The 12,929-nt window shown below is 68.4% G+C and carries 9 protein-coding genes and 1 tRNA gene; 5 read left to right on the top strand and 5 right to left on the bottom strand.

Translation table 11 applies throughout. The features are described 5' to 3' along the window. Positions 1-28: 28 nt before the first annotated feature. The 5 genes from rsfS to ACFCVM_RS01810 all read left to right on the top strand — a co-directional run bounded on the left by rsfS (position 29) and on the right by ACFCVM_RS01810 (position 7,675). Complete coding sequence (gene rsfS / locus ACFCVM_RS01830; protein WP_375833149.1) at positions 29-403, top strand: ribosome silencing factor; 375 nt, start codon at positions 29-31, stop codon at positions 401-403. A 93-nt stretch (positions 404-496) separates the two neighbouring features. Further along, positions 497-572, top strand: a tRNA-Ala gene (locus ACFCVM_RS01825). Between the two features lie 319 nt (positions 573-891). Next, positions 892-4,065, top strand: coding sequence for a hypothetical protein (locus ACFCVM_RS01820; protein ID WP_375833146.1), 3,174 nt, complete (start codon positions 892-894; stop codon positions 4,063-4,065). An 86-nt stretch (positions 4,066-4,151) separates the two neighbouring features. Then, a complete protein-coding gene (locus tag ACFCVM_RS01815) occupies positions 4,152-6,965 on the top strand; it encodes a BTAD domain-containing putative transcriptional regulator (RefSeq protein WP_375833143.1) in 2,814 nt (937 codons plus the stop codon). Positions 6,966-7,042: 77 nt separating this feature from the next. Further along, on the top strand, positions 7,043-7,675 hold the full coding sequence (locus ACFCVM_RS01810; protein WP_375833140.1) for a sigma-70 family RNA polymerase sigma factor: 633 nt from the start codon (positions 7,043-7,045) through the stop codon (positions 7,673-7,675). A gap of 32 nt (positions 7,676-7,707) precedes the next feature. Here ACFCVM_RS01810 and ACFCVM_RS01805 read toward each other — a convergent pair whose 3' ends face one another. The 5 genes from ACFCVM_RS01805 to ACFCVM_RS01785 form a co-directional block, all read right to left on the bottom strand. Continuing rightward, a complete protein-coding gene (locus ACFCVM_RS01805; RefSeq protein WP_375833138.1) occupies positions 7,708-8,445 on the bottom strand; it encodes a metallophosphoesterase in 738 nt (245 codons plus the stop codon). A gap of 48 nt (positions 8,446-8,493) precedes the next feature. After that, positions 8,494-9,687, bottom strand: a complete 1,194-nt coding sequence (locus ACFCVM_RS01800; RefSeq protein ID WP_375836620.1) for an RNA polymerase sigma factor — start codon at positions 9,685-9,687, stop codon at positions 8,494-8,496. 23 nt (positions 9,688-9,710) lie between these two features. Continuing rightward, entirely contained in the window at positions 9,711-10,079 is a 369-nt protein-coding gene (locus ACFCVM_RS01795; protein WP_375833135.1) for a YciI family protein, read from the bottom strand. Positions 10,080-10,160: 81 nt separating this feature from the next. Further along, positions 10,161-11,705: an MFS transporter gene (locus ACFCVM_RS01790; RefSeq protein WP_375833132.1), complete on the bottom strand. Its 1,545-nt coding sequence runs from the start codon at positions 11,703-11,705 to the stop codon at positions 10,161-10,163. A 113-nt stretch (positions 11,706-11,818) separates the two neighbouring features. Continuing rightward, a complete protein-coding gene (locus tag ACFCVM_RS01785) occupies positions 11,819-12,751 on the bottom strand; it encodes an alpha/beta fold hydrolase (RefSeq protein WP_375833129.1) in 933 nt (310 codons plus the stop codon). Positions 12,752-12,929 lie beyond the last annotated feature (178 nt).

The raw sequence follows: 12,929 nt of genomic DNA, 5'->3' as shown, positions 1-12,929 counted from the left end.
ACAACCACAACGCACCGGAAGTGAGCGCATGACTGCATCCGACCAGGCCCTCGAGACGCTCGCACTGGCAGCGCGTGCGGCTGATTCGAAGGGCGGCGACGACCTCGTCGCACTCGACGTGTCACGCCAGATTCCGTTCGCCGACGTGTTCCTCATCGTCACCGGCAACTCGGAGCGCAACGTCATCGCGATCGCCGATGAGATCGAAGACGTGCTCGGCCGTGCCGGCACGCCGACGAAGCGCCGCGAGGGGCACCAGATCGGGCGATGGATCCTGCTCGACTTCGGTGACCTCGTCGTGCACGTCTTCCACCAGGAGGAGCGTCTGTACTACGGTCTCGAGCGCCTCTGGGCCGACTGCCCGGCGCTTCCCGTGGCGCCGTTGCTCGCCGCGAGCAGCTGATCGGGGCGGGCTCCACCGGTCGAGGGTCCCTCGATTTCGTCTGCGGGCGGAGGCTGGTGTAAGCTCAATTCGTTGCCTCAAGCGAGGCAGAACGGGTCTGTGGCGCAGCTGGTAGCGCACCTGCATGGCATGCAGGGGGTCAGGGGTTCGAGTCCCCTCAGATCCACCAATTCCCCCGAAGAACTCAGGTTCTTCGGGGGTTTTTGCGTGCAAGCCCCGTGGGGGGGCCTCCTCAATCGCCCTGATGCACACAGCGATCCGCAACCGCGCAGGTCAGACGACGAATGCAGGATCGGTGGCCGCCTGTCGACAGGGTGGTGGCGAAGCCTCGACCTGCCGACGTGAGGCGGGTGATCGAACGCGGTCGACCCCGATGCTGCAGCCTGCGTCAGTTCGGTGCCGACCCTGATGCGAACGCCCGAGCAAGGGTGGAATATGAGCATTGCTCGGACTCAAGACTTTCACCTCCATCGTGAAGGGGACAGGCCATGGCGACGACGCAGGTTCTCGAGATCCGCATCCACGGCATTGCCAACGCGCCGCCGCAGGACATGCTGTCGACAACCGCCGACCACGTCGAGAAGAGCATCGGCGACCAGAATGGATCGTTCTGGATCCGCGCCGACGGCAAGCAGGACGACGGTACGGATGCCCCACACCGTATCGAGGCCTACTCGTGGGGGAACCAAGCCCGCAGCGGCGGCTCGGCGCTCGCCCTGATCGGCCGCGCGATCGTGCACCTGAGCTGGCTGTTCGTGCTGCCGTTCGGGCTCACGAACCTCGCGTACTGGACGCGGCGGAACATCCCCGGCGACGACCAGCGGCCGCCGAAGGAGGTGGCGGGCGAGGCGGCTCGCCCCGCTGTGGCTGGCACTGACGGCGCAACCGCAGCGCGTCCGCGCTGGAATGCCGGCATCGGCGCTGTGTGGATTCGTTGGTTCGGGCTGCTGCAGACGCTCTTCTACACGGCCGGGTTCATGTCGGTCTCGGTCGATCTCGTCGCCGTGCAGTGCTACCGCACCGGGAACCCCGAGCTCGTCTGCGCGGCGCTGCCCGAGTGGTTCGACGCATTCGTCGGCATGACACCGATCGGCCGGTCCGCGCTCTTCAGCATCCTGCCCGTGATCGTCATGCTGCTCATCTACCTGATCGGCCTGCGCGTGCGCGGCACCTTCGAACCGAACCGCCATGAGGTCGGCGTCGAGGACACGGTCCTGGCGAACTCCGACGAGCCCAAAGCCCACTCGGCTCGGACCGCCACGTCGAAGATCAGCAGGGCCGGAGCTGCGACGAAATCGTCGCCGAAGACCGCCTCTGCTGCGCCCGCCTCAGCGGTGCACACTGAACCCCCCGCGAAACCGCTCCTCGGCTCCCGCGGGTTCTGGCGCGTCGCGCGGATCGGCCCGACCTCGGAGCGCGCGCATTTCGCCGGCGCGCTTGCGCTCGTGCTCCTGCTGCTCGCCTTCGACGCCGTCGTGGAGGTGGCCCCGTTCACCGGCGTAGCGAACCCGTTCGACTGGCCGGGCTACGCGGTCGCGACGGCGCCCATCCAGGCGGCCGCCGTCTTTGTGGCGTTCGTACTCATCGCGGGTGCCTTCGTGCTGAGTGCACTCGGCGGGGTCGACCCCGAGAAGCCGCCGATCCTCGTCGTCCGCGGGCTCGCGCTCACCCTGCTCGTGGTCTCGATCCTCTCGTACGCCCTCTGGGTGTGGCTTGCGATCGGCACACCGGAGGGCTCCGCCGGAGCGGGTGACCGGGAGTACGCCAGCCTCACGATCACCCCGGGCGTCATCGCCACCGTCTGCGCGCTCATCGCTCTCTGGAGTCTCACCTGGGCGTACCCCCGTCGCCGCTTCTGGAGCGGTCTGGTGCTCATCCTGGCCTTCGGGTCGGTGCTCTACGGCGAGTTGATCGCCGTGGACGACAAGGTCGCTCACGCAGCGCTGTCCTACGTGGCCGCAGGACTGGCGGTCCTCGCACTGCTCATCGGCTACGCCTTCCATTCGAAGGCCGAGAGGCTCGAGCGACGATTCCTCGGCTGGCACGGCAATGGAGCCGCGGTCTCCATGCTCCTCTCGCTCTTCTCCTCGATGGTGATCACCAGCCTGCTCGTGATCGGAGCGCACGCGTGGCTGTCCACGTCGACGGTGTCAGCCGAGACAGACGATCGCATCTGGCGAATCCTGCCCGACGGCACCAACCAGTCGCTCGTGGCACCGGACTTCTACGAGCGCTTCTCCGTATCGCTCCTCTTCATCCTCGTCGCGCTGCTGGCGCTCGCGATCGTCGTGGCCTCGACGGCCTTTTCGAAGGTGCCCCGGCTGCTGGTGCCGACGCTGGCGTTCCCGACCGACACGCCGTCGCCTCGGCGGACAGCCGACGAGAACCGGGGCGGCATCGAGGATCTGGCGGCTGGCGATCCGTACCCCGCGATCGAGGGATCGCTGAACGACAAGGAGCGGGCCGTCGCGTCGGCACGCCGCCTCGCAGGCCTCGCGCACCGTGGCGAGCCCATCCTCTCCGCACTCGCGATCCTGACCGCCATCGCGCTCGTGCCGCTCACCGTCCCGTACTTCGCCGAGCTCGCCAAGGGCGCCGCAGAGACCGAGCAACGCATGTTCTGGATGTCCCTGACAGATGTGTCGGCATGGGCGCTCGGCTTCCTCGCGATCGCCGCCACCACCTGGGTGATCACGAACGCCGTGACGTCGACCGAGCGCCCGCTCGGTCTGGTCTGGGACATCATCTGCTTCTTCCCCCGAGCGGGACATCCGTTCACGCCGCCTTGCTACGCCGAACGCACCGTGCCGGAACTCGAGGAGCGAATCGAGGACTGGTTCGCCGGCGGCGCGCAGGGCGAGCGGGCCGTCCTCCTCTCGGCGCACTCCATGGGCGCACCGATCGCGGTCGCAGTCGCCTTCGCCGTGCTCTCCGGCGGCGCGCCGATCAGCGACGGTGGGGACGACCCGAAGAACGTCCGGGCCGAGGTGCCGACCGACCGCTTCGCCATGCTCACGTACGGTGTGCAGCTCCGGGCCTATTTCGGCCGGTTCTTCCCCGCGGTGTTCGGACCGCGGGTGATCGGCAACGAACCGACCTTCGAACCCTCCCTCGTCGCGCGGGATCCCTGGGCCGCAGAGATCCGCCGCGAGTACGGCATGTCGCGTCCCAAGCGGTGGTGGCGGCCCTGGTCGCGGGCGGATTCCGATGCCGGAACCCTCGCGGCCGCGGCCAAGCCATCGGAGACGCTCGTATCCGTGCTCTGCGGCGCCAGCGCGACGAAGCCTCATTGGCGCAACCTCTGGCGCCGAACCGACTATCTGGGTTTCCCTGCGAACCGCTACCGGCCCGGTGACGCGATCGACCGCGGCGCGAGCGAGCGCATGCCCCGCACGTACCTCTGGAGCGTGGCGCGCCACAACGGCTACCTCGGCACGCTGCAGTACGACGCGGCGCGATCGGAACTGCTCGAGGTCATCGCGCCGGTGGTCGACGTCGGTGAAGCGGCGCCGCTCGACGAAGGTACGCCGGCGCCGCTGACAGGACCGCCGATGGCGCCAGCGGCGAACCCTCCACCCGCGCCCGACGAGCGATCCGTGCGGTCCCAGCAACGCGGCAACCCGCCGCCCAGTCCGGCGGGCTTCACGTCCGGAGGATTGTGACACAAATGCAGCGGGCTACGTCGCCGTCGGGGTTCTGATGGATATTCTGGTCACGCTCACGCACCGTGGGCCGATTGGCGGGTGCGTTGACCTTCTCCTCAGCTCCTTCGGGTCGCATCGAGCACGCAGTCTCGGTGGCGGTCTTCGGCGGCTTGCGCCTGCTCCGCCCTGATGTCGATCTCATGAGTCGACCGCCTCGTGAGCGGCTCATCCTGGCGAGCCTCATCGCTGCCCGCGGCAGGACGGTCTCGATCGGCGAGTTCGTCGATCTGCTGTGGGGCGATGAGCCGCCGTCGACGGCGGTCAACCAGGTGCAACGGCATGTCGGCGAGTTGCGTCGCCTGCTGGAGCCGGAGCTACCGGCACGAACCACTGGAACGGCGGTGCTCGGCGCGGGGGAGGGATACCGTCTCGACCCCGCAGTCGTCGAGTCCGACCTCCAGAGAGTTTCCGAACTGTGGTCCGAGGCGCGGCGGTCTTCGGTCGAGCGCGCAGCGCTCGCGTACGTCGAGGCGCTCGAACTCGCCGCCGGAACGCCGTTCAGTGGGCTCGGCTGGGAAGCGCTGGCCCGACCGTCGTTCGCCGCGGTCGAACGGGACCGGATCGCACTTGCGCTCGATGCGGCCGAGTGCGCGCTCGAGTTGCGTGATCCGTCGTCACTCGCCGTCGCGATCGAGAGCGTCGCGGCCGACGCCCCCCTCGATGAACGCCTGCAGGCGAGACTGGTGACACTGCTCGCGCGCTGCGGTCGTCGAGCCGATGCGATCGCGGTCTACGACGCCGCCAGGCGACGCCTCTGGGAGGAACTCTCGATCGCGCCGGGCGCCGAGCTCCAGGCCGCGGTCGACGACGTCCTGAGCGATGACGAGCGCGCCGCGCCCGGCGCGGTAGCCCCGCAGAAGCTCCCACTCGCCCCCGCAGCGGTCGTGGAGCGGGAAGGTATCCGCGCCCTGCTCGAGGAGACAACGGCGAACGCCTTGCGAGGCGAGCCCGCCATACTCGCGATCAGCGGCATGGCCGGAATCGGCAAGACGACGCTCGCGGTGCAGTGGGCGCACTTCGTCGCCGAGCGATTCCCCGACGGCCAGCTGTTCGTCAACCTGCGCGGATACGCGCCGGCAGGCGAGGCGCTGTCGGACACGGAGGCTCTGGGTCAGTTGCTGGCAGACCTCGGCGGATCCGTTGCCGGGATCCAGGGCGGAGTCGACCCGTTGAGGGAGGCGTACCGCCGGGCGATCGGCGGACGGCGCATGATCGTGGTGATCGACAATGCCGCTGACGCCGACCAGGCGCGATCACTGCTGCCCGGCGTTCCGGGGAGCCTCGTGATCATCACGAGTCGATCGCACCTCCCGGGCCTGGTCGTTCACGACGGTGCCGTCCCTGTGCCGTTGCGCCGGCTGACCGATGAGGAGTCGAGGCGCCTCCTCATCAGGAGGCTGGGCGAGGCTCGAGTGCGATCGGATCCGGCATCCATCGATTCGATCGTCGCTTCCTGCTCCGGCCTTCCGCTCGCCCTGGCCCTGGCCGCGGCCTCCGCGGCCGGGTCTCGCGAGGCGATGCACGATGTCGCCGATGGACTGTCGGCCACGGCGTCGGCGCTCGACGTGCTCGCGCTCGACGCCGACAACGACCTGAGATCGACGTTCGAATGGTCGTATCGCGCGCTCTCGGCCGATGCCGCCCGCTTGTTCCGACTGGCATCCGTGCACCCGGGCGTCACCCACCCCCGTGCTGCACTCGCGAGCATCGCGGACTTCGATCTGGCGCGCATATCCGCGATTCTCGGCGAGCTCGTCGGCGCGAACATGTTCGTGACCGTCGCGAAGGGCGAGTTCGCGGTCCACGACCTGCTCCGTGCATACGCCCGGGAGTTGGCGGAGGGCACCGACGAACGCGCGGAGGCGCAACGACGACTCGTCGGCCACTACGTCCACATGACGCGTCGCGCGTATCTCGCCTTCGGCCGGCCTGCCGTCGTCGAAGTGGAGTCGCCGCCGCCCATCGCTGACGCGATCTCGAGTTTCGAGTCATCGGACGACGCCGTCAGGTGGTTCCTCGCAGAGCGGAAGGCCGTTCTCGAGACGTTCGGCATCGCACTCCTCCTGGGCCTCGACCGTGAAGCCGCGCTGATCGCACTCGACTGGCGGCCGATGCGGCAGGCGGTCGACGCGCCCTCGATCATGATCGAGGTGATCGCCCAGGCGACCGACGCTGCGAAGCGGTGCGGCGACGAACGTCTCGAGGTCGAGCTTCGACGAGACCTCGCCGTGAACCTCGGCATGAGCGGCTTCGAGGCGGAATCGGAGCGCCACTTCGAGCGTGTGCTCGAGACCTATCGCGCCTGGGGCGACCACGTGGGCGAATCGAACACCCTGCGCAACCTCGGACACATCCACGCGGCGGGTTCGAAACGCTTGGAGCTGACCGCTCAGTCGGTCGAGGCCGCCCGGAGATCGAAGCGATCCGACATCCTCGCGATCGCGCTCGTCACCCATGCTCACGCCGTCCTGATGTACGGCACCACCGACGAGCTCGACGTCGTCACGGCTGAAGCGGATCTGCACGTCGTCGCGTCCAAGTCCGAGTACCTGGCCCCCTATGCGGTGATGTATCGGGCGATGGTGCACGTCAGACGCGGGGAGTTCGTCGAGTGCCTCGATCTCGTCGAGACCACGCGTGGCTCGCTCGACGTGATGATCCAGGCGTACGGCGCGATGGCGACGACGATCGCCTCCGCTGGTGCGGGTCGCAGGGATCAGGCGTACGAGGCGCGGGAGCGGTTCGACCGCCTCGTGCGGGATCACGAGGACTTCATGACGAAGGAGAACGAGGGGGTGATCCTGCGCGCGTGGATCGAGGACGCCATGGGCGAGATGGAGCGTCAGCCGGCCGACTGAGTTCCATGCAATCGCATGCACTGAGCATGCACTGACCCTGCACTCGTCCTGCACGCCATCCCGGTTGTGTGTGATCCATGGGATCCACTGCACTCGCCCCCGCGCCGGACACGACCGTCGGTCTGACGGTCTTCATCGAGGGTCGACGCCGACTCTTCGGCATCGCGTACCGCATCCTCGGGAGCCCCGCCGAGGCCGAGGACGTCGTGCAGGAGGTCTGGCTGCGGTGGCAGCTGTGCGACCGGGCGAGCGTGCGCGAGCCGATGGCCTACCTCGCGACCGCCACGACGCGCGCCGCGATCAACGTTCTGCAGAGCGCGAGGGTCCGCCACGAGACATCCATCGAGCCGTTGCTCGAAAGCCCGGTGACGGCGTCGGACGACCCTGCCGCCGACGTCGAGCACGAGGAAGCACTCGAACACGCGACGTACCTGATGATGGAACGGCTCACGCCTGCCGAGCGGGCCGCCTTCGTGTTGCGCGTGGGGTTCGACTACCCGTACACGCACATCGCCGCCGTCATCGACACGACCGAGACGGCTGCACGGCAACTCGTCAGCCGTGCTCGCAAACACCTCGCGGTCGCCCGGGAGCGAGTCGTCGACCGGTCAGCCCATCAACGGCTCTTCCGCGCGTTCCGGAACGCCGCCCGCGAGGGCGACGCACGCGGGTTGGAGCTCGTGCTCGCCCAGGCGTCGGGTTGCCCCTGATGGCGATGCCGTAGCCGCCACGAGTGCGAGGTTCACAGGGCGGAAGGACTGAGGTGGTGGAACACCGTCCGGATGATCGACTCCTCGATGGTGTGGACGGCGAGACCCGGCATCGCCAGAGGATCTGCGATCGGGTCGGTCCTGCTCCCCAGGCGCATGGTCGAGACGATGCCCGGCGCCCCGATGAGCGGCACGCCGGCGAACCTCGTCGCCAACGCAGTGTGCACGTGCCCGGTGAAGACCCCGATGACGTTCTCGTTGCTGCGGATGAGCGACGCCAGGGCCTCGCCGTTGCCGAGACCGAAGCGGTCCATGACGTGATGCCCGACCGGAACGGGAGGGTGGTGCAGCGCGAGGACCGTCGGGACCGTCGAATCAGCGAGCTGCTCGCGGGCGAACTCGATCGCCTCCGGGCCGAGCTCGCCCTCGTCGCTGCGGTCGATGTGCGAATCCAGTCCGATCAGTCGTAGCCCCTGAAGGTCGACCACTCCGTTCAGCGATGCCGGCCGGCTGTGCTCCTGGAGCGATGCGAGCAGCGGGGCCGAGAGATCGTGGTTGCCCGGCACGACGAGCGTCGGCAGGGCATCGGGGAGCGCGCCGAAGAGCTCTGCGTACTCGGCCGGCTCGCCATGGTCGGCGAGGTCGCCACTGAGGACCAGCGCATCGACGCGGGGGAGTTCGTCCAGCTGGGCGAGCACGGCGTGAAAGCGGCGAAGTCGCAGTGGCGACCCGTCGAGGTGCATGTCGCTGAGGTGTGCGATGACCGTCAAAGTGGTCCTCCTCTGTTCGGCTGGCAGTAGCATCCGGATGCCACCGGCTCATGGTTCGAGTCGCCGGGCGCGGCCGGTCAAGTAGTCGCGTTCGGGGATCGAGAGGGTCCGCTGGGCAGCATCACGGTACTCCTCGATCGCCTCCGCGGTCCTGCCCGCGCGCTCGAGCAGGTGCGCGCGAACGGAGGCGATCCGTCGGCGATCCGTGATCCGCCCGAGGTCGACGAGCGCATCGATGGTTGACAACCCGGCCTCGGGACCATGCACCATCGCCTCTGCCACGGCACCGTTGAGGGTGGCGACCGGGTTCTGGGTCGTGTAGTCGAGAAGGCGGTAGAGGGCGAGGATCTGCGGCCAGTCGGTGGTCTCGGTGCTGGGAGCCTCGTCATGGAGCGCCGCGATGGCGGCCTGGATCGCGTAGGGTCCGGGCGTGCCTCTCGTCAACGACTCGTCGAGGATGTCCGTCGCCTCGGAGATCGCATCACGATCCCAGAGCGAGCGATCCTGTTCATCCAACGGGATGAGTGCGCCGCGAGCGTCGGTGCGTGCTGCGCGGCGGGCGTCGGTGAGGATCATCAACGCCAGCAGGCCGGCGGTCTCGACGTGGTCGGGCTGGACCTCGTGGACGAGCCGCCCCAGCCGTATCGCTTCGTCACTGAGCCGGATGTCGTTGGGATCGGCGCCGGAGCTGGACGTGTGCCCTTCGGTGAACATCACGTAGATGACGTCGAGGACCTGGTCGAGGCGGTCGCCGGGCCCGAGCGGCGGCGGAAAGCTCGTTCCAGCCGAACGGATGCCCGCCTTGGCTCGGCTGACCCGCTGGGCGATCGTCGATTCGGGGAGGAGGAACGCATGGGCGATCTGCGCCGTGGTGAGGCCGGCGACCGCGCGGAGCGTCAACGTCACCTGCGCTGTGCTGCTGAGAGCCGGATGGCAGCACAACCGGAGGAGCCAGATGCTCTCATCGGCGTGAACGGTCGGTGCATCGGCGAGAGGTTGCCACAGCTCGACGTACGCATGCTCCCGGTCACGCCGCTGATGGTCGCTCCGAATGTGGTCGATCATGCGTCGACGCGCGATCGTCAGCAACCAGGCGAACGCGTCGTCGGGCCTGCCGTCTCGTGGCCATTGCCGATGTGCGGCGAGCAGGGCCTCCTGCACGGCGTCCTCGCAGACGTCGAGCTGACCCGTGCCGTAGCGGCGCAGGAGCGCGGCGAGGACCTGCGGCGCGTGGGCGCGCAGCAGGTCCCCGTCGGATGCGTGCGTCAGACGTCTGCTCCGGCCGAGAACATCACGGGCCGGATCTCGAGGGCGAGACCGTCGATGCTCGCATCCGGGAGCTCGCTGGCGAGTTCGATCGCGCGCTCCTCCGACTCGACATCGAGCAGGTAGTACCCGCCCATGAACTCCTTGGTCTCCGCGAACGGTCCGTCGACGGTCTCCGGCCTGCCGTTTCGGGCGCGCACGACCTTGGTCTGGCTCGGGGCGCCGAGCGCATGCGTGCTGAGCATCTCTCCCGACTCGGTGGTCTTCGCCATGAAGGCCTCGTGGCCGGCGCCGATGTGCTGCTGCTGCTCGAGGCTCAGTGAGGCGATGACCTCGGGGTCCACGTGCATCAGGATCAGGTACTTCACGATTGGTTCTCCTTCGTCGTGTTTCGTCGCGGCACGGTGCCGCTTCCCGTGTTGGTCGGAGTCGTGTCGAGGTTCTCGACGCTAACGCCCGAATGGTTCGATGTGACGCAACCGCGCTGCGGTGACGACGGCGAGCATCGCCATGATCGCGGCGGCGATCAGCGCCGCGGTCTGAATGCCGGAGCTGAAGGCGGTCGCCGCCGCAGCATGCAATGCATCATCGCCCGACGACGACGCGAGCCCGACCGCTCGTGCGATGCTGTCCGCAGCGACGGCCTGGTCGGCCGGGCTCAGGCCCGGGACCGGCGGAAGGGCGAACCGGTATGCCGCCGTCACGATGCTCCCGATCACGGCGATGCCGAGTGCGTAGCCGAGCTGCCCGCTGGTCTCCGACGTGGACGCGGCCGATGACGCCTGTTCCACCGGCACGGACCCGATGATCAGGTTGGTACCGAGCGTCGGCAGCGGCGTGGCGCCGAAGCTCACGATGCTGAATCCGAGGACGAGTGGCCAGGGGCCGGTCGCCGGCGAGACCTGTGCCATGACGACCAGCCCGACGACGATCAGCGCCAGACCGGCGCTGATCACGAGTCCCGGGCGAATGCGCCGAGCGATCAACGGCATCAGGATGAATCCGGTGACACTCACGATCGCCGGCGGCACGGTGAGGACGCCTGCCGCGAGCACATCGACCCCGGCGACCAGTTGGAAGAACTGCGTGTTGAGCAGCATCAGGGGCCCCGTGAGCATCGTCATCGCGAACAGGCAGAAGAGCACCAGGCTGAAGCCCCGAGTCCGGAACATCGTCAGGTCGAGCAACGGTGCTCGCCGCGCGTCGCTGTCGAGCCGGCGCTGACGTCGAACGAACACCACCGCGAACACGACGCCGATCACGACCGCGAGGGACGGCACCCAGTCGACGCCGGCTCGGGCGAATTCCTTGAGGCCGTGCACGACGGGAAGGATCGACAGGAGGGAGAGCGGCACGCTCAGCCAGTCGATGCGGCGTCGCGGCAGCTGCCCCGACTCATCGCGGCCCTCCGGGACCAGGAACGGGAACATCGCGAGCACGAGCGCCATGACAGGTACGGCGAGCAGGAAGACCGACCCCCACCAGAACGAACTCAACAGGACGCCGCCGATGAGCGGCCCGATGATCATGCCGCCCATGAGGCAGGTCATGAACACGCCGAGAGCGGCCGAACGCTGCCGGTCATCTCGGAACAGCCCGGTCAGCAGTCCGTACAGCGATGGCGTGAGCGCCGCAGCACCGATGCCGGTGAGCCCACGTGCGGCGATCAGCACCTCGGGCGTCGGCGCGAACGCGGCCGCGGCGGAGGCGAGGCCGATCGTCGCAGCGCCGATCACCGCCATCCGGCGGCGTCCAAGGCGGTCGGCAAGGCTCCCGAATGCCACGAGGAATCCCGCGAGCGCGAAACCGTACGCGTCGACGATCCACAGTTGCTGGCTTGCGTCGACGTCCAGTTCCGCCGCGATGCTCGGCAACGCGAGCAGCACGACCGAGGTGTCGATGGCGACCAGCAACGCAGCGAGCGCGAGGATCGCCAGTCCCGACCACTCTCGTATTCCAGCCCGCTCGCGGACTCCCGATCGCATGGTCGTCATGGTGTTCCTCCTCTTCGCCGGCGTCTCCGACACGGTGTGGTCGGAGACGCAGCGCCATTCTCGACAGCGTCGGCGGGGATGGGATGCGCAGTGGTCGAGGCGATGGCCTCGAGCTACGCGGCGGGCCGCCGGGCCGCGAGTTCCGCAGCGTCGTGGATCGCTTCCACGAATTCTCGCGGTGCCTCCTGCGGGAGGTTGTGGCCGGCGTGCGGCACCTGTCGGTGCTCGTACCCGCCCACGAACCGAGCACCGGCGGTGGCGGCATCCCGCGCAGGGAAGTTGCCGTCGGCGAGTCCGTCGAGCGTGATCGTCGGCACGGTGATCGAGGGGAGTTGCGCCAATTGCGCCTCGAGCCGGGAGTACTCCGGTGCTCCGGGCACGTGGAAGAGGCGGTGCCGGTAGGAGTGGATCACGACGTCGACGAAGTCGGGGTTGTCGAATGCCGTGGCTGCCCGGTCGAGTTCGGCGTCGCTGAAATCCCAGTCGGGGGAGTTGCGACGCCAGATCACCTCCGCGATGCCGCGTCGGTTCTCGGTGAGTCCGGCGCGGCCGCGCTCGGTGAGGAAGTAGAAGAAGTACCAGAATCCCGCTTCGAGGTCCGGGCGAATCGGCTGCATCGAGGCGCTGATGTCCTGGATGAGATAGCCGTTGACGGACACGAGGGCTGTGACGCGCTCGGGCCGGAGTGCAGCGACGACGCAGGCGGCGCGACCGCCCCAGTCGTATCCCGCGAGGATCGCCTGCGGAATCCCGAGGGCGTCCATGAGTTCGATGACGTCCTGTCCCAGCGCGGCCTGCTGCCCGCTGCGGGGGATGGCGGTGTCGAGGAATCGGGTGTCGCCGTGCCCGCGCAGGGAGGGGACGATGACGCGGAAGCCCGCCTCGGCCAGTCTCGGTGCCACGTCGATGTAGCTGTGGATGTCGTACGGGAATCCATGCAGCAGCAGTACCGGCGGGCCGTCCTCCGGACCTGCTTCGAAGTAGGCGACATCGAGGTGCGTCGTTTCGACGTGTCGCAGCGGCTCGAGTCGACGTGTCGCGCTCATGGTGTGCTCCTTCTCATTGCACCGGGCTTCTGTGGCGTGGCGTTCCGGCGGGCTCAGACGGAACCCGTCAGAAGCTTCGACCGGACAGGGGGCGCGAGTGTGACGCTCGCGAGATGGAGATGGAGATGGAGATGGAGATGGAGATGGCGCTGATCGCTGCTGCGGGTGCGGACGTCAC

Source organism: Agromyces sp. NPDC056389, from assembly GCF_042262385.1.
In the GTDB taxonomy this organism is placed as follows: domain Bacteria; phylum Actinomycetota; class Actinomycetes; order Actinomycetales; family Microbacteriaceae; genus Agromyces.
Note: the sequence above shows the minus strand (reverse complement) of the source record. Positions and strands in the feature narration are given on the sequence as shown.